The organism is Streptomyces sp. NPDC045026, from assembly GCF_056432625.1.
Window position 1 is genome coordinate 34,370 of the sequence record NZ_JBWKIS010000003.1, and the last position, 16,546, is coordinate 50,915.

15 protein-coding genes are annotated in these 16,546 nt (G+C 71.0%); 10 read left to right on the top strand and 5 right to left on the bottom strand.

Annotated elements, in window-relative coordinates:
• Nucleotides 1–92: 92 nt before the first annotated feature.
• Nucleotides 93–614: a DUF4245 domain-containing protein gene (locus tag AC07EJ_RS07565; protein WP_389478410.1), complete on the top strand. Its 522-nt coding sequence runs from the start codon at nucleotides 93–95 to the stop codon at nucleotides 612–614.
• A gap of 88 nt (nucleotides 615–702) precedes the next feature.
• Here the strand turns inward: AC07EJ_RS07565 and AC07EJ_RS07570 are convergent, their stop codons facing one another.
• The 4 genes from AC07EJ_RS07570 to AC07EJ_RS07585 all read right to left on the bottom strand — a co-directional run bounded on the left by AC07EJ_RS07570 (nucleotide 703) and on the right by AC07EJ_RS07585 (nucleotide 4,535).
• Nucleotides 703–1,293, bottom strand: a complete 591-nt coding sequence (locus tag AC07EJ_RS07570; RefSeq protein ID WP_362903593.1) for a malonic semialdehyde reductase — start codon at nucleotides 1,291–1,293, stop codon at nucleotides 703–705.
• Nucleotides 1,294–1,527: 234 nt separating this feature from the next.
• Complete coding sequence (locus tag AC07EJ_RS07575; protein ID WP_389478411.1) at nucleotides 1,528–1,764, bottom strand: exodeoxyribonuclease VII small subunit; 237 nt, start codon at nucleotides 1,762–1,764, stop codon at nucleotides 1,528–1,530.
• A complete protein-coding gene (xseA, locus tag AC07EJ_RS07580; RefSeq protein ID WP_389478412.1) occupies nucleotides 1,761–3,008 on the bottom strand; it encodes an exodeoxyribonuclease VII large subunit in 1,248 nt (415 codons plus the stop codon). Before xseA ends, AC07EJ_RS07575 begins: the two co-directional genes overlap by 4 nt.
• 147 nt (nucleotides 3,009–3,155) lie before the next feature.
• The gene (locus tag AC07EJ_RS07585) at nucleotides 3,156–4,535 is read right to left on the bottom strand and encodes an APC family permease (RefSeq protein WP_389478414.1); all 1,380 of its coding nucleotides are present in this window, start codon (nucleotides 4,533–4,535) and stop codon (nucleotides 3,156–3,158) included.
• 86 nt (nucleotides 4,536–4,621) lie between these two features.
• Between AC07EJ_RS07585 and AC07EJ_RS07590 the strand changes: the two genes are divergently transcribed.
• Together AC07EJ_RS07590 and ppgK are read left to right on the top strand one after the other, a co-directional pair.
• Nucleotides 4,622–5,620 carry a 4-hydroxy-3-methylbut-2-enyl diphosphate reductase gene (locus AC07EJ_RS07590; RefSeq protein WP_389478415.1) on the top strand — a complete coding sequence of 333 codons (999 nt, stop codon included), beginning with the start codon at nucleotides 4,622–4,624 and terminating at the stop codon, nucleotides 5,618–5,620.
• 30 nt (nucleotides 5,621–5,650) lie between these two features.
• The gene (gene ppgK, locus AC07EJ_RS07595; protein ID WP_389478416.1) at nucleotides 5,651–6,400 is read left to right on the top strand and encodes a polyphosphate--glucose phosphotransferase; all 750 of its coding nucleotides are present in this window, start codon (nucleotides 5,651–5,653) and stop codon (nucleotides 6,398–6,400) included.
• A 71-nt stretch (nucleotides 6,401–6,471) separates the two neighbouring features.
• Here the strand turns inward: ppgK and AC07EJ_RS07600 are convergent, their stop codons facing one another.
• A complete protein-coding gene (locus AC07EJ_RS07600; RefSeq protein ID WP_478883941.1) occupies nucleotides 6,472–7,161 on the bottom strand; it encodes a DUF6542 domain-containing protein in 690 nt (229 codons plus the stop codon).
• A 149-nt stretch (nucleotides 7,162–7,310) separates the two neighbouring features.
• Between AC07EJ_RS07600 and ychF the strand changes: the two genes are divergently transcribed.
• The 7 genes from ychF (at nucleotide 7,311) to AC07EJ_RS07635 (ending at nucleotide 16,487) form a co-directional block, all read left to right on the top strand.
• Nucleotides 7,311–8,399 carry a redox-regulated ATPase YchF gene (gene ychF / locus AC07EJ_RS07605; protein WP_383002514.1) on the top strand — a complete coding sequence of 363 codons (1,089 nt, stop codon included), beginning with the start codon at nucleotides 7,311–7,313 and terminating at the stop codon, nucleotides 8,397–8,399.
• 207 nt (nucleotides 8,400–8,606) lie between these two features.
• A complete protein-coding gene (locus tag AC07EJ_RS07610; protein ID WP_389478439.1) occupies nucleotides 8,607–9,047 on the top strand; it encodes a hypothetical protein in 441 nt (146 codons plus the stop codon).
• Nucleotides 9,044–9,703, top strand: coding sequence for a hypothetical protein (locus AC07EJ_RS07615; protein ID WP_383887063.1), 660 nt, complete (start codon nucleotides 9,044–9,046; stop codon nucleotides 9,701–9,703). The genes AC07EJ_RS07610 and AC07EJ_RS07615 overlap by 4 nt, the downstream gene beginning before the upstream one ends.
• A 3-nt stretch (nucleotides 9,704–9,706) precedes the next feature.
• Nucleotides 9,707–14,392, top strand: a complete 4,686-nt coding sequence (locus AC07EJ_RS07620; protein WP_389478441.1) for a putative T7SS-secreted protein — start codon at nucleotides 9,707–9,709, stop codon at nucleotides 14,390–14,392.
• A 4-nt stretch (nucleotides 14,393–14,396) separates the two neighbouring features.
• A complete protein-coding gene (locus tag AC07EJ_RS07625) occupies nucleotides 14,397–14,795 on the top strand; it encodes an Imm7 family immunity protein (protein WP_389478442.1) in 399 nt (132 codons plus the stop codon).
• A gap of 217 nt (nucleotides 14,796–15,012) precedes the next feature.
• Nucleotides 15,013–15,495: a sigma-70 family RNA polymerase sigma factor gene (locus tag AC07EJ_RS07630; RefSeq protein ID WP_389478444.1), complete on the top strand. Its 483-nt coding sequence runs from the start codon at nucleotides 15,013–15,015 to the stop codon at nucleotides 15,493–15,495.
• The gene (locus tag AC07EJ_RS07635; protein WP_389478445.1) at nucleotides 15,492–16,487 is read left to right on the top strand and encodes a zf-HC2 domain-containing protein; all 996 of its coding nucleotides are present in this window, start codon (nucleotides 15,492–15,494) and stop codon (nucleotides 16,485–16,487) included. Before AC07EJ_RS07630 ends, AC07EJ_RS07635 begins: the two co-directional genes overlap by 4 nt.
• Nucleotides 16,488–16,546: the final 59 nt, after the last annotated feature.

Below are 16,546 nucleotides of genomic sequence, written 5' to 3' on the forward strand. Positions count from 1 at the left end.
TCGTCAGGCCGACAAAATGAGCAGAGGGCCCCACGTTTGAGCAGACCGGGCCCACGTGCGGTGATCGCTCACGTACCTGCGACGATGGGGGCGTGGCAGGTACCAAAGGCAAGAAGACCGTGGGAAGTCTGGTCCTCTCGATGGGGGCGACCGTGCTCGCGGCGGCAAGCATCTACGTGTTCGTCCCGCACGACGACTCCGGCACCCCGCCGGTGAAGCGCGTGGACTACCGCGTGGAGCTGCTGACGGCGCGGCGCGCGGCGGCGTACCCGGTGGCGGCGCCCGAGGGGCTCGCGAAGTCCTGGAAGCCGACGTCGGTGCGGTTCCAGGGCTCGAACTTCGACGCCTGGCACCTCGGCTTCTTCGATCCCGAAGGCCAGTACGTGGGCATCGAGCAGTCCACGGAGAAGGCGTCCGTCTTCATCGACCGGACGAGCCAGGGCGCCACCGAGACCGGCGCGACGCAGCGCATCGGCGACGAGACCTGGCGGCGCTACAAGGGCGGCCAGTACGACGCCCTGGTGCTCAAGGGCGACAAGTCGACGACCGTCGTGACCGGTACGGCGTCGTTCGCGCAGCTGACGAAGATGGCCGAGGCGCTGCGGACGAAGTAGCGGGCATGGGAAAGCCCCCCGGCTGTTGCCGGGGGGCCTTTCCCATGAAGCGTGCGGGAGCACTCGGCGCGAGCGCTCGGCCGCAGACTCAGACCGTGGTGATGACCTGGTCGTGCTCCAGGCGCGGGGAGCGCGGGAACCAGGCGTCCTCGCCCGGCTTGCCGATGTTGATGACCATCAGCGGGGTGTGGTCGTCGTCCAGGAACTCCTTCTGGACACCGGCGAAGTCGAGGCCGGTCATCGGGCCCGCGGCCAGGCCGGCGGCGCGGACGCCGATGATGAAGTACGCGGCCTGGAGGGTGGCGTTCAGGGCGGCGGCGCCCTCGCGGGCGGGACGCTCCGCGAAGAAGACGTCCTTGGCCTGCGGGAAGTGCGGGAACAGCGCCGGGAGCTCCTCGTGGAACTCGTTGTCCGCGGAGAGGATCGCGACCAGCGGGGCGGAGGCCGTCTTCGGCTGGTTGCCCTCGGCCATGTGCTGCACGAGGCGCTCGCGGGCCTCGGGGGAGCGGACCAGCGTGATGCGCAGCGGCGACTGGTTGAACGCCGTCGGGCCGAACTTGACCAGGTCGTAGATCGCCTGGACCTGCTCGTCGGTCACCGGCTCGTCGGTGAAGGTGTTCGCGGTGCGGGCCTCGCGGAACAGCAGGTCCTGGGCGGCGGGGTCAAGAACGAGAGACATGGATCAACCTTCTCGATACGTACGTGCTGGGGGTGCGGCCGGTCCGCTGCGACGCTGCGACGGACCAGCCGATGCACACGACCGTACGTCAGCACCGTTTAACTTTCAACCAAAACCCGGACCTCGTGACCCGCTTCACAAACCCCGCTTCGTAAACCCCGCGTCACAAACCCTGGTCGCTGCCCTCGGGGCCGGACAGGCCTGGTCCCGCTGATCGTCCGCAGGTCCCGCCGCTCACTCCTCGTCGTCCGCGGCCCCGTCCGGCCCGGACTCCGCCAGCGCCGCGTCCAGGCGCGCCCGCGCCCCGTCCAGCCAGCGCCGGCACACCTTCGCCAGCTCCTCGCCCCGCTCCCACAGCGCGAGCGACTCCTCGAGCGACGTGCCGCCCGCCTCGAGCCGCCGGACGACCTCGATCAGCTCGTCCCGCGCCTGCTCGTAGCCGAGCCCGGCCTCGTCCGTCCTGGTGGTCATGCGCTCTCCTGGTTCCCGTTCTCGACCCGTACGTTCCCGTTCTCGACCCGTACGGTGAATTCGCCCTCGGCGACCCGCGCCCGCAGCACCTCGTCCGCCGTCACGTCGTCCGCGGCGCGCACGACGTCCCCGTCGGCCTTCTGCAGCACTGCGTAACCCCGCTTCAGGGTCGCGGCGGGAGACAGGGCCACCACGCGCGCGTGCGTGTGCGACAGCTCCGACTCGGCGCGGTCGAGGAGGTGCCCGAGCGTGCGCCGGCCGCGTTCGGCCAGCGACGTCACCTGCTCCTCGCGCACCTCGATCATGCGGTGCGGGTCCTCCATGACGGGCCGGGCGAGCGCATGTCTGAGCCCGCGCTCCTCCCGGTCCACGAACGACTCGACGCTGCGCCGCGCCCGGTCCCGCAGCAACTGCACCCGCTCGTACTCCTCGCCGACGTCCGGCACGACCTTCTTCGCCGCGTCGGTCGGAGTGGAGGCGCGCAGGTCGGCCACATGGTCGAGGAGCGGGTTGTCCGGCTCGTGGCCGATCGCCGAGACGACCGGCGTGCGGCAGGCGGCGACCGCTCGCACCAGCTGCTCGTCCGAGAACGGCAGGAGGTCCTCGACGCTGCCGCCGCCGCGCGCCACGATGATCACGTCGACGTCGTCGAGCGAGTCCAGCTCCTTGACCGCCTGCACGACCTGCGGCACGGCGTGCACGCCCTGCACCGGAACGTTCCGTACCTCGAAGCGGACCGCGGGCCAGCGGTGCCGCGCGTTCTCCAGGACGTCCCGCTCGGCGGCCGACGCGCGTCCGCACACGAGCCCGATGAGCTGCGGCAGGAACGGCAGCGCCTTCTTGCGCTCCGGCGCGAAGAGGCCCTCGCGGGTCAGGGACTTCTTCAACTGCTCCAGCCTGGCGAGCAGTTCACCGACTCCCACCGGTCTGATCTCGGAGGCCCGCAGCGACAGCTGGCCGCGCGGCGCGTACCACTCGGGCTTCGCCTGGACGACGACGCGCGCGCCCTCGCTCACGACGTCGGCGACCGCGTCGAACACCTGGCGATAACAGGTGACGCCGACCGAGATGTCGTGCGACGGATCGCGCAGCGTCAGGAACACGACGCCGGCACCGGGGCGCCGGGACAGCTGGGTGATCTGCCCCTCGACCCACACGGCACCGAGCCGGTCGATCCACCGCCCGATGAGCCGCGACACCTCCCCGACGGGCAGCGGGGCGTCCGCGGACGTATTCACAGCCATGCCGGTGAGCGTAGCCGCACCCACCGACAACGCTCCGTGACGCGAAGGGCGTACGAAGGGCGTACGAGGGGCGTACGAAGGGCGTACGAAGGGCGTACGGGGGACGCCGTGGCGGCCCGGCCGTACGCACCGGCGTGCGCCCCCCCGTCAGACCGCCCGCTCGCCCCGCCGCCCCCTCTGCGCCACCAGCACCACGAGCCCCACCGCCAGCCAGATCGCGCCCACCACCTGCGCCGTGCCCGACGCCTCCACGATCACGGCGACCGTGATGGCCGCGCCGAGCACCGGTACGAGCAGATGCCGCCACCAGCTGACCGGCCCCCCGCCGCGCCGCACCACGAACCAGCCCACCACGCTCGCGTGCAGCAGCACGAACGCCGTGAGAGCGCCGATGTCGACCACCGAGACCAGATGGTCCAGGCCGTCGTCCCTGCGGGCCGCCCAGACCGCCGCGACCAGCGTCACCACCGCCGCGCACAGCAGCGCCACCCGCGGCACCCCGGAGTCGGTGCGCGACAGCGCCTTCGGCAGCCGCCGGTCACGGGCCATCGCGAACAGCAGCCGCCCGGCCGCCGCCTGCCCGGCCAGCGCCGCGAACGCCGCGCCGATCGCCTTGCTGACCGCCACCAGGTCGTGCAGCCACCCGCCGACCGACACGTCGATCGCGTCGTAGAAGGCGGACCCCTGCTCGGCCGGGTCCGCGGCGAGCTCCGCCGACGACACCGGTTCGAGGAGCGCCACGAGATACGTCTGCGCGATGAACAGCACACCCGCGAGCGCCAGACAGAACAGCACCGCCCGAGCCACCTTCGCCGAGCCGCCCGTGACCTCCTCCGCGAACGACACGATCGCGTCGAAGCCCAGATACGACAGCACGGCGACGGACACCGCGCCGACGACCGCCGACAGCGCGAACGCGCCCTGCGACCCGTCCCCGGTCAGCGGCGAGAGCCAGCCGCGCGCCGCGCCGTCGCGTGTGAGTACGACGATCGCCGACACGAGGAACACGAGCAGCACGACGATCTCCATCGCCAGGACCGCGAAGCCGGCTCGTGCCGCCGCCCGCACGCCCCACAGGTTCAGGAGGGTCGTGATGATCACGGCCAGAGCCGTCCACACCCAGCGCGAAACCGACGGCACCAGGGCGTTCATCGCGATCCCGGAGAAGAGATAGGCGACCGCCGGGATGAGGAGGTAGTCGAGCATCGCCATCCACCCGGCGATGAACCCCGGCGCCTCGCCGAGCCCCACGCGCGCGTAGGTGAAGACCGAGCCGGCCTGTGGGGCGACCCGCACCATCTGCGCGTAGCTGAACGCGGTGAACGCCATCGCGACCGTCGCGACGACGTACACCAGGGCGACGGCGCCGTGCGACCTGGCGTCGAGGGTGCCGAAGACGCCGACGGGGGCCATCGGGGCGATGAACAGGAGCCCGTAGACGACGAGGTCCCGGAAGCCGAGGCTGCGCCGCAGCCCGTCCTCCCCGGCGGGCCGTGGGGGGACGTCAGCGGGAGCGTTGGCGGACATCGTGCCTCCGTTCGTCGCGCACAGGCCTTCAGTCTCCCCAGACGGGCGATCTTTGACCTGCTGGGCGCGGCCTTACGATGGTGTGCATGACTGCTACGACTGGCCCCCGCCGCGTCCTGCTCGCCGCCCCCCGGGGCTACTGCGCCGGTGTGGACCGTGCCGTGATCGCCGTCGAGAAGGCCCTCGAGCAGTACGGGGCCCCGATCTATGTCCGCCACGAGATCGTCCACAACAAGTACGTCGTGCAGACCCTGGAGAAGAAGGGCGCGATCTTCGTCGACGTGACGGCGGAGGTCCCCGAGGGGTCGATCGTCATGTTCTCCGCCCACGGTGTGGCGCCGACCGTCCATGAGGAGGCCGCCGAGCGCAGGCTCGCGACCATCGACGCGACGTGCCCCCTGGTCACCAAGGTCCACAAGGAAGCCGTCCGTTTCGCCAAGGAGGACTACGACATCCTCCTGATCGGCCATGAGGGCCACGAAGAGGTCATCGGCACGTCGGGCGAGGCCCCGGACCACATCACGCTGGTCGACGGCCCCGAGGACGTCGCGGGCGTCGAGGTGCGCGACCCGGACAAGGTCGTCTGGCTCTCCCAGACCACCCTCTCCGTGGACGAGACCATGGAGACGGTCGACGCACTCAAGACCAAGTTCCCGAACCTGCTCTCGCCGCCCAGCGACGACATCTGCTACGCCACGCAGAACCGGCAGATCGCGGTGAAGAAGCTGGCCGAGGACGCCCAGCTCGTCATCGTCGTCGGCTCCAAGAACTCCTCGAACTCGATCCGGATGGTCGAGGTCGCTCTGGACGCCGGCGCGCCCGCCGCCCATCTCGTGGACTTCGCCGCCGAGATCGACGAGGCCTGGCTCGAGGGCGTCACCACGGTCGGCCTCACCTCCGGCGCCTCGGTCCCCGACGTGCTGGTCGACGGCGTGCTCGAGTGGCTGGCCGAGCGCGGTTACGGCGACGTGGAGACCGTGAAGACCGCCGACGAGTCCATCACCTTCTCGCTGCCGAAGGAACTCCGCCGTGACCTGCGTGCGGAGGCCGCGGCCCTGACCGCGGACGGCTCCGCCGGGAAGTAACGGTCAGCCACTCGTCGTAACGTGGTGTCCATGCAGATCTTCGGCGTGGACATCGGCGGATCAGGGATCAAGGGCGCACCCGTTGACCTGGACCGCGGAGACCTGACACAGGAGCGGTTCAAGGTCCTCACCCCGCATCCGGCCACGCCCGACGGCGTGGCCGACGGGGTGAAGCAGGTCGTGGAGAACTTCGGCACACGGCCCGACCGGGTCGGCATCACCTTCCCCGGCGTCGTCACGGGCGGCGCCATGATCCGTACGGCCGCCAACGTCGACAAGTCGTGGATCGACGTCGACGCCCGCGCCCTCCTCGGCGAGCGGCTCGGCGGGCTCCCCGTGACGGTCCTGAACGACGCGGACGCGGCGGGCGTCGCCGAGATGCACTTCGGCGCGGGCCGCGGCCGCAAGGGCGTGGTCCTGCTCCTCACCTTCGGCACCGGCATCGGCAGCGCCCTGTTCGTCGGCGGGCAGCTCGTACCGAACACCGAGCTCGGCCATCTGGAACTGCACGGGCACGATGCCGAGAAGCACGCCTCGACGAAGGCGAAGGAAGACCACGACCTGAGCTGGGAGCACTGGGCGCACCGCGTCCAGAAGTACCTGGCGCACGTCGAGATGCTGTTCTCACCCGAACTGTTCATCATCGGCGGCGGCGTCAGCCGCAAGGCCGACAAGTTCCTGCCCCTGATCAAGGGCATCAAGGCGGAGATCGTCCCGGCGCAGCTGCAGAACAATGCGGGCATCGTGGGCGCGGCGATGGCGGCGGCACAGCAGGGATAGCGGGCACGGGGCACCGGCCACCGGGCTCGGGCGGGGTGCGGTGCCGGGGTGCTCGGGCCGGAGGCCGGCGGTCAGGGCGTACGCCGCCTGGGGCGTGGGGCCGAGGTCACCTGTTGTGCTCCCGTCCCCGGGGAGCCGGCGCGGGCCTGTGCGAGGGCTCGTCGGCGGGCCGCGCGCCGGCCGATGTGGCGGATGCCGCGTACGGTCACGACGAGTCCGGCGACGAGCGTGCCGCCGTACAGCCAGCCGGCGTGCATCGCGAGGGCCGTGACCAGCCCCATCACCCGCCCGCCGAACCCGCCCGAGCCGTCGGCCACCGGCAGGATGCCGACGGCGAAGCCGATCGGCACGGCGACCGGCGCGGACACCAGGTCGGCGTGCCGCACCCACATCGCGGTGAGCGTGCTCACCAGCAGGAACAGCACCCCATACACCGCGATCGAGCCGTCGAGCAGCAGGCCGTCCAGGCAGGCGAGCGCGAACATCGTGGCCACGCAGAACAGCCCGCTGCCGAGGCCGGTGAGGCGCGGATCGGGGAAGCGGCGCAGCGCCAGGGCGACCGGCGGCACGGGGCGGGGCGCATTGCCGCCGCCCTTGCCCGACGCCCGGTACACCGTGCCGGAACCCGAGCCGGACCCCGAATCGGACCCGGAGGGCCCTTCGCGTCCGTCGCTGCCGCCCTGCGCCTGCGGGGGGAGCGGGGGCGTGCGGCGGGGCCGGGTCTGCGGGGCGCGCGGCGGCGTGCGTCGGGGTTGTTCCACCGCACCAACTTAGGTCGGGTTATGTGTGGAATCCGCTCCGGGACACGCGGTTTCGCTGACCTTGGCCAAGCGTTCGATACGGCGCCGGGGGGTCGCGCGGCACGCCGTAGACTGGGGGTCCTCCATCCTCACGTACGGGAAGTCGCAACGTGTCGCTCACGATCGGAATCGTCGGTCTGCCGAATGTCGGCAAGTCGACCCTGTTCAACGCCCTGACCAAGAACGACGTGCTGGCGGCCAACTACCCGTTCGCCACGATCGAGCCGAACGTGGGCGTCGTCGGTGTCCCCGACCCCCGCCTCGCCAAGCTCGCCGAGGTCTTCAGCTCGCAGAAGATCCTCCCGGCGACGGTCGACTTCGTCGACATCGCGGGCATCGTGCGCGGCGCCTCCGAGGGTGAGGGCCTGGGCAACAAGTTCCTCGCGAACATCCGCGAGTCGGACGCGATCTGCCAGGTCATCCGCGCCTTCAAGGACGAGAACGTCGTGCACGTCGACGGCAAGGTCTCGCCCAAGGACGACATCGAGACGATCAACACCGAGCTGATCCTCGCGGACCTCCAGTCCGTCGAGAAGCAGGTCCCGCGCCTCCAGAAGGAGTCCCGCCTCCAGAAGGAGAAGGTCGCGGTGCTCGCCGCGGTCGAGGAGGCGCAGAAGATCCTCGAGTCCGGCACGACGCTCTTCGCCGCCGGCATCACCGCCGGCACGGAGAAGGGCCGCCTGCTCCACGAGCTCCACCTCCTCACCACCAAGCCCTTCCTCTACGTCTTCAACGTGGACGAGGACGAGCTGGTCGACGAGGACTTCAAGAACGAGCAGCGCGCCCTGGTCGCCCCCGCCGAGGCGATCTTCCTGAACGCCAAGATCGAGTCCGAGCTGATCGAGCTCGACGACGACGAGGCGCTTGAACTCCTCCAGTCGATGGGCCAGGAAGAGCCGGGCCTGGCCACGCTCGGCCGCGTCGGCTTCGACACCCTCGGCCTCCAGACGTACCTGACGGCAGGCCCGAAGGAAACGCGCGCCTGGACCATCAAGAAGGGCGCCACGGCCCCCGAGGCGGCCGGTGTCATCCACACCGACTTCCAGAAGGGCTTCATCAAGGCGGAGGTCATCTCCTTCGGCGACCTGATGGAAACGGGCTCGGTCGCGGAGGCCCGCGCCAAGGGCAAGGCCCGCATGGAGGGCAAGGACTATGTGATGCAGGACGGGGACGTGGTGGAGTTCCGCTTCAACGTCTGATTCTTCATCAGGAAACGTGCCCGTACCGCCTGTTGGGCGGGCGGGCACTTTTCTGTCTGTGGGAAGTCCTCGGCCTACCGGGTGCGGTGGCGGCCTTGAGGGTGGTGGCGGCGGTGGTGGCCGCCACGGTGGACGGGAACCGCCGGAGGTGGTGGGGCGTGCTTCCTGGGAAGGCGTGTTGTTGTCGATGCCGGGGGAGGCAACGAAGTGCGTGACGGGACTGCGCTCGCCGAGCAGATCGCCGAGCGGCGGGACGGGGCGGGTGACCCACGAGCGCTCCTCGGGGAGCTGAGGCGGGCCACGGTGCTCGTACCGCTGGACCGGGGCGGGCTGTGGACGGGGCATCTCGGCGGTGTGCGGTGGGTGTTCGCGTTCACCGGCGAGGAGGCCCTCGCCCGCTTCGCGCAATCGCGGGAGTCCGCGAGCGCCCAGGACAGCGCGCGGCCCTGGGAGTTCGCCGAACTGCTCGGCGCCCGGCTGCTCGACGAGATCATCCCGGCGATGGGCGAGCCCGCGGGCATCGCCGTCGATGTCGCGGACCCCGACGGGTCCATGCTCTTCCCGCCCGCCATGGGCATCGTTCCGGACGAAGCCGCCGTCGACGGGCCGGACAAGCCGGCCGGCGGGACCGCAGGGGGTGCCGCCTGATGGGCGACGGGGCGAAGGATCTCGGTGTCGACCACTACACCGTCCAGCGGCTCACCCAGGGCATACGCGACGCGGTCGGTGAGCTGAAGGAGATCGGTACCAGTACCGGAGCGGTGCTCGGCAAGGGCTTCTCCGAACTGGCGATGACCGGCATGGAAGCCGGGCACCACGGCCTGTCCGTGGACTTCGAGGACTTCTGCGAGCGGTGGGAGTGGGGCGTACGGGCGCTGATCCAGGACGCCAACACCATCGCGGCGAAGCTCGGCCTGGCCGCGGGCGTGCTGTGGGAGGAGGACCGGTACGTCGAGAGCGCGCTGAAGTACGGCGTCAACTCGATCGCCGGCGGGAGCCCGTACGCCTCCGAGGAGGACATCGCGGGGCAGGACTGGGGCGATGTCTTCACACCCGACGCGCTGAACCCGGACTGGAGCGCCGAGTCGTGGGACCGCGCCGGTGACGAGATGGGCCAGACCTGGAAGGACACCGGGCGCGCGCTGGTCACCGAGGGACAGGGCGGCGAACAGTCGCGCAGGCTCAACGACCTCTTCGGCATCGACCAGGAACAGTTCGACAAGGCCGTCGACGACACCTTCGGGCCGTCGCCCGAGGAGCGGGCCCAGCAGGAACAGCAGCAGAACGACGGCGAGGGGAACTGACCCATGGGCATCGGGGACATTGTCAGTGACCTCACGCCGGATGTCGTCGAGGACGCGGTCGAGGACGGCGTCGAGTGGGCCGGCAACCGGGTCGAGGACGCCGGTGACTGGGCGGCGGACCGGCTCGATGACGTCGGCTGGGAGTCCGGTGCGGACTGGGTGCGCGAGCAGTCGCGTTCACTGGCGAACCGGATGGGTGCCGAGGTCGACGAGATGGACCTCGGGCAGACCGAGGACAAGACCAAGCTCATCTACGGCTCGCCGGGCAAGCTGCGTTCCACCGCCTCCCACCTGCGTGACCTCACGGATTCGTTCAACGACGTCGGCCTCGGTCTCGAAGGGCTCGACTCGGACTCCCTGCAGGGCCAGGCGGCGGACGCGTTCCGCAGGACGGTGAAGCCGGAGCCGTCCAAGTGGTACAAGGGTGCGGACGCGTTCGAAGAAGCGACGAAGTCCTTGGAGTCGTTCGCGGACACGGTGACCTGGGCGCAGGGTCAGGCGCAGCTCGCGATCGACAAGTGGAAGGAAGGCACGAAGTCCTCGGCTGACGCCCTGGACGCGCACAAGAAGAAGGTCGACGGCTACAACGACGCCGTCGACAAGTACAACGCGATGCCCGCCGACAAGCGTGATCCCGCCACGCTGCCGGCGAAGCCGGGCGAGTTCTCCGACCCGGGCAAGGCGCTGATGCAGGAGGCGCAGGACATCCTCGCCGAGGCGCGCAAGCAGCGGAACTCCGCCGCGGAGCCCGCCCGCAAAGCCGTGCAGAAGGCCCGGGACGCGGCCCCGCCCAAGCCCTCCTACGGCGAACAGCTGAAGGACGGGCTCGACGAGTACGAACTGATGAAGACCCACTTCACGATGGGCGTGGTCAAGGGCGCCACGGGCATCGTGAACTTCGTCCGGGGCCTCAACCCGATGGACCCGTACAACATCACGCATCCCGCCGACTACGTCATGAACCTCAACAGCACCGTCGCCGGACTCGTCCAGGTCGCCAACGACCCCTGGGGCACCGGCAAGCAGATGCTGGACGACTTCATGAAGGACCCGGCGGAAGGGCTCGGCACGATGGTGCCGGACGCGATCCTCACCGCCGCGACGGGTGGCGCCGGAGCCGCCGCGAAGGGCGCGAGACTCACGGACGAGCTCGCGGATGCCGCCAAGGCGCGCCGCGCCAAGAGGCTCAGGGAGACCATCCGCAGGCCCGACGGCAAGCGGTGCGGCCGTGAGCCCGTGGACTTCGCGACCGGCCGCATGTTCCTGCCGCAGGAGGACGTGGCTCTGCCGGGCAGCCTGCCGCTGCTGTTCCGCAGGGACTTCGAGTCCTCGTACCGGGCGGGCCGGTGGTTCGGCGAGAGCTGGTCGTCGACGATCGACCAGCGCCTGACCGTCGATCCGATCGGTGTCGTCTTCCACGGTGAGGACAACCTGCTCGTCCCGTATCCGCACCCGGCCCCCGGCACACCGGTGCTCCCCGTGGCGGGGCCGCGCCGGCCGCTGGAACGGCACACCGACGGCAGTTACACGCTCACCGACCCGGACACGGGCGTCGTCCGGCACTTCCTCGCCCCGCCCGGCGCCGAGCCGGGAGACAACGGCACCGCGCCGCTCGCCGAGATCGCCGACCGCGACGGGCGCACGATCATCGCCGAGTACGACGAGGAGGGCGCCCCGCTCGCCCTCACTCACTCGGGGGGCTACCGCCTCACGTTCACCACGGAGAACCGCCGGATCACCTCGCTGAGCCTCGGCGGCACCGAGATCGCCAGGTACGGATACAGCGAGGAAGGCCATCTCACCGAGGTCACCAAGTCCTCCGGCATCCCCACCCGGTTCGCCTACGACACCGAAGGCCGCATCGCCGCCTGGACCGACACGAACGGCTCCAGCTACAGCTTCGTGTACGACGACGGGGACCGGTGTGTGTCCCAGACCGGTGCCGAAGGGCATCTGCGTTCGGAGTTCCACTACAGCGACCCGCACCCCGACACGGGCCTGACCATCACCACGGTCACCGACTCCCTCGGCCACACCTGGCGCTACGGGGTCAACAGCCACCTCCAGGTCGTCGCCGAGGCCTGGCCCGGGGGTGCGACGATCCGGTACACGTACGACCGCGACGACCGACTGCTGTCCCGTACCGACCCTCTCGGCGCGCGCACCGAGTTCCGCTGGGACGACGAGGGCCGTCTCGTCTCGACGACCCGTCCCGACGGCAGCGTGCAGACGGCGGCCTACGACAGCGAAGGCCGCCCGGTCGAGCTGGTCCAGCCGGGTGGGCTGCGCTGGAAGCAGGAGTTCGACGAACGCGGCAACCGGGTCGCGATCACCAACCCCGCCGGACGTACCACCCGATACACCCACGACGTGCTCGGCCACGTCACCTCGGTCACCGACCCGCCCCCGCGAGTGGGGGGACCCCCAGGCGCCACGACCCTGCTGCGCCACAATGCCGCGGGCCTTCTCATGGCTCAGACGGCCCCGGACGGCGGCACGACGGCGTACGTGCGGGACGCCTTCGGCCGGATCACCGAGCGCACCGGACCGAGCGGCGCCGTCGCCCGCTTCGAGTGGACCCCCGAGGGCCGGCTCGCGCGGTTCACCGGCCCGGACGGCGCCGTGGAGTCGTGGACGTACGACGGCGAGGGCAACTGCGTCCGCCACACCGACCCCGAGGGCGGCACCACGGCCTTCGAGTACACCCACTTCGACCTGCTCACGGCCCGCACCGACCCCGACGGCACCCGCCACGAGTTCACGCACGACACCGAGCTGCGCCTCACCGAGGTCCGCAACCCCCTTGGCCTGCACTGGAGTTACACCTACGACCCGGTCGGCAACCTCGTCGCCGAGACCGACTTCGACGGCCGCACCCTCACCTACGACGTCGATCCGCTCGGCCGGGTGCTGACCCGCACCACCCCGCTCGGCGCGGCCGTCCGCTACGAGCGGGACCTGCTCGGCCAGGTCGTCCGCAAGGACGCCGGCGGTGCCGTGACGACGTACGAGTACGACCCCGCGGGCCGGCTGCTGCGGGCCGTCGGGCCTGACGCGGAGCTGACGTACGCGTACGACCGCCGGGGCCACGTCAAGACCGAGCTGACCGACGGGCGCGCGCTGACGTTCTCGTACGACGCGGCCGGGCGCCGCACCCGGCGCACCACCCCGAGCGGCCATGTCACCTCGTACACGCACGACAGCGCGGGCCGCGCCGCCGCGCTGACCGTCGCGGGCCACGACATCGTGTTCACGCGTGATGCCGCGGGGCGCGAACTGACCCGCAGCGTCGGGGAGACGCTGACGCTGACGTCGGACTGGGACGCCGCGGGCCGGCTCACCGCCCAGGAGATCGCGCGCGGTGCCCACCGGCTGAACCTGCGGACGTACACGTACCGTGAGGACGGCTATCTCGTCGAGGTCGACGACGCCCTGCGCGGCCCGCGCCGCTTCGGCCTGGACGTGACGGGCCGGGTCACCGCCGTATCGGCCGACCGGTGGAGCGAGTCCTACGCGTACGACAGCGGCGGCAACAACGTCTCCGCCGCCTGGCCGGACCGCCACGCCGGCGGCGACGCGCGCGGCGAACGCTCCTACACCGGCACCCGGATCACGGAGGCCGGGGCCAACCGCTACGTGTACGACGACGCCGGCCGGCTGATCCGCCGCTCGAAGACCCGGCTGTCGAAGAAGCGTGACGTGTGGACGTACGCGTACGACGCCGAGGACCGGCTCACCGAGGTCACGACCCCGGACGGCACCCTGTGGCGCTACCGGTACGACCCGCTCGGCCGGCGCGTCGCCAAGGAGCGCATGGCGGCCGACGGCGAGGCGGTGGCCGAGCGCACGCGCTTCGTCTGGGACGGTCCCGTGCTCGCCGAGCAGACCACGGAGCTCCCCGGCGAGCTGCCTCACCGGACGACGCTGAGCTGGGACCATGACGGCCTGACCCCTGTCGCCCAGACCGAACGGCTCACCGACGCGGCCACGCAGCGGGAGATCGACGCACGGTTCTTCGCGATCGCGACCGACCTCATCGGTACCCCGACCGAGCTCATCGACGAGGACGGGCGCATCGCCTGGCAGAGCCGCACCACGCTGTGGGGCATCACGACGTGGAACGCCGACGCGTCCGCCTACACACCACTGCGGTTCCCCGGCCAGTACTTCGACCCGGAGACCGGCCTCCACTACAACCACCACCGCTACTACGACCCGCAGACCGCCCGGTACGTCACGCCCGACCCGCTGGGCCTCGCGCCCGCGCCCAACCCGACGGCGTACGTGCACAACCCGCACCGGTTCAGCGATCCGCTGGGCCTCGCGCCGTACGAGGACAACGGGGGGCTCGGCGAACTCCACGAGGTCAACAAGCCCGACCCCGACGCGGACAAGCTGGCCGAGAAGCTCGGCGGAGAGCCCCGCAGGAGGTTCGAGAACGACCCGGACGGACGTGAGTTCGACGCGATCAGCGACGAGTACGTGGCCCAGGCGAAGCCCGCGGACTTCACCCTGAACAAGAAGTTCCGCAAGCAGGCGCAAGCCACGTTCGAGGCGGCGATCCAGAGCGGCCGCACGCCGTACTTCCAGTTCGACGGACCGCCCGGACCAGGCGTGATCGATAAGCTCCAGGAATACGGGCGCCGGTACGGCGTCGAGCCGGTGATCGACACGACTCCGCTGGAGTGAGGGCATGTACGAGTTCCATGGCTGGTTCGGTATCTCCGAGGACCCGTACGAGGACGACCCGCAGTCTCTGAGGTCAGGGGTCGAGGAGCTGCGTGCGCGGATCGACGCGGTCCAGTGGTCCTCCAGCTGCAAGGTCGTGCTCGACGTCTTCAACGGGCTGCCCGTCGTCACGGCCGCCGGTCACACGAACCACATCGGCTACGAGGCCGGGCAGCTGGACGAACTGGTGGCGTACATCGCACGCCGCTTCCCCGGCTCGTGGGGGCTGCTCCACGACCGCTCCGACGAAGGCGACATCCCGAACGCCGACAACGCGTTCCGGGTGCGCGTCGTGCGCAGGGGGGGCGTCGAGGAGCGCCTGGACCCGTTCCTCTCGCCGTGCGATCCGGTGATCGAGGACTGAGCCCTACGAGGCTTTCTCCGGCGGATGGTCCGCGGCGCCGCGATCACCTGCGCGTGGCACGGCAGGAGCATGCTCCAGGTCCCGGTCGCCGAACAGACCGGGTGTGTGTTGAACCGGAGTGCACAACGGTTCGTACACGCTCTCGGCAGGACGCCCTCCGCGTCCCCGGACCTCAGGAGGCGGATCGATGCCGGTGCCCTCACCGGAAGAGCGACTGATGACCGCGTTGCACCGCGATCACTACGACGTGCTGGTGGCATTCGTGCTGCGCTACGTCGACGGGCGCGACGAGGCCGAGGACGTGGTGCAGGAGACGCTCTTGCGGGCCTGGCGCACGATCGAACGGGTCGACCTGGACACCGCGCGTTCCTACCTCTTCACCGTCGCACGCAACGTCGTCACCGACAGATGGCGGGCGACGCAGGTGCGTCCCGCCACCGTCAGCGACGACCGGGCGATCCACCAGGTGTCCGCCCACGACGACATCGAGGCCGCGTTGGAGGCACAACTCGTCGCCGCCGCCCTGGAACGACTGACCGCCGACCACCGGGCCGTGGTCCAGCTGCTGTACTACGACGGGGTGAGCGTGGCCGAGGCGGCGCGTCGGCTGACCGTGCCCGAGGGCACGGTGAAGTCCCGGGCCTACTACGCGGTGCGCAGCCTGCGGGCGGCCTTCGAGGAGATGGGGGTCATGCGGTGAACAGCGGTCACACCGAGGTGCACACACTGGTGGGCGCCTACGTCCTGGGCGGTCTCGAAGAGCGCGAACGCCGCCTGTTCGAGAGGCACTTGACGGGCTGCACCGAGTGCCGGGACGAGCTGGCGGGCCTGACGCCAGTGCTCGGCCTGCTCCGACGGACGACCCTGCCGGGCTCCGGGCTCGTCCCGCGGAGCTTTGCCGGGGGGCCGTCAGGGGCGCCGTTCGGGGTGCCGTTCGCGTCGGATCCGGGCATCCCGGGACCGTCTGCCGACGGTGCGCCCGTAGGGGGGCCGTTCGGCCGGGAGCCGTTCGTCGGGGAGTCGCCCGTAGGGGAGTCGTCGGTCGGGGAACCGGCTGCGGAAGAACACCCTTTGAGGCAACAGCTCGGCCGGAAGTCTCCCTTGGGGGAGCGGCCCGTCCAGGAACGGCCCACCGAGGAAAGGTCCTTCGGGGAACCGCCGCGCCGGGAGCCGCCGTCGGCAGAGCGGCCCGTCCGCGAGTCGTCCGCGGGAGGGCGGCCCCTGGGCGAGCCGTCCGCCGGAGGCCGACCCCCGGGCGAGCCGTCGCTCCGGGAGTCGGCGGCGCGGCAGGGGCGGTGGAGGGCGCCGGCGCGCTGGTTCGCCCTGGCCGCCGCGTTGTGTGCGGTCGCGCTGCTCGGCGGCATCCTCACGCGAGGTGGGCCGGCCGGCGGCGAACCCGCGTGGACCTTCGTCGCCGCTTCCGGCGCTCGCGTTTCCGGTGAGGCCAGGCTCACCGCGAAGCCCTGGGGAACGGCGGTCGACATCGACCTGCGCCACCTGCCCGTCACCGGCTCCTTCACCCTCCGGGTTGCCTCGGACGACGGACATACGCAGCAGGCCGCCACCTGGGGGGCGACGCCGGGCGCCGTGGCCAAGGTCACCGGCGCCAGCTCCGTACCCCCCGGACACATCCGCTCCCTGTCGGTCCTCGACCGCTCGGGCCGCGTGCTGGCCACCGTCCGCCCGTCCTGAGGGCGATGCCCGCCGACCCGGCGGGCAGGCCACCTCCAACACCGATGGCGACGCCCGCC

What these genes read in the sequence shown, in the direction of transcription:
- AC07EJ_RS07570 (WP_362903593.1), bottom strand. Translation starts at nt 1,293, where the DNA reads ATGTCTCTCGTTCTTGACCCCGCCGCCCAGGACCTGCTGTTCCGCGAG.
- AC07EJ_RS07620 (WP_389478441.1), top strand. Translation starts at nt 9,707, where the DNA reads ATGGGCATCGGGGACATTGTCAGTGACCTCACGCCGGATGTCGTCGAG.
- AC07EJ_RS07585 (WP_389478414.1), bottom strand. Translation starts at nt 4,535, where the DNA reads ATGTCCGCCAACGCTCCCGCTGACGTCCCCCCACGGCCCGCCGGGGAG.
- ppgK (WP_389478416.1), top strand. Translation starts at nt 5,651, where the DNA reads ATGCAGATCTTCGGCGTGGACATCGGCGGATCAGGGATCAAGGGCGCA.
- AC07EJ_RS07630 (WP_389478444.1), top strand. Translation starts at nt 15,013, where the DNA reads ATGACCGCGTTGCACCGCGATCACTACGACGTGCTGGTGGCATTCGTG.
- AC07EJ_RS07575 (WP_389478411.1), bottom strand. Translation starts at nt 1,764, where the DNA reads ATGACCACCAGGACGGACGAGGCCGGGCTCGGCTACGAGCAGGCGCGG.
- AC07EJ_RS07590 (WP_389478415.1), top strand. Translation starts at nt 4,622, where the DNA reads ATGACTGCTACGACTGGCCCCCGCCGCGTCCTGCTCGCCGCCCCCCGG.
- AC07EJ_RS07625 (WP_389478442.1), top strand. Translation starts at nt 14,397, where the DNA reads ATGTACGAGTTCCATGGCTGGTTCGGTATCTCCGAGGACCCGTACGAG.
- xseA (WP_389478412.1), bottom strand. Translation starts at nt 3,008, where the DNA reads ATGGCTGTGAATACGTCCGCGGACGCCCCGCTGCCCGTCGGGGAGGTG.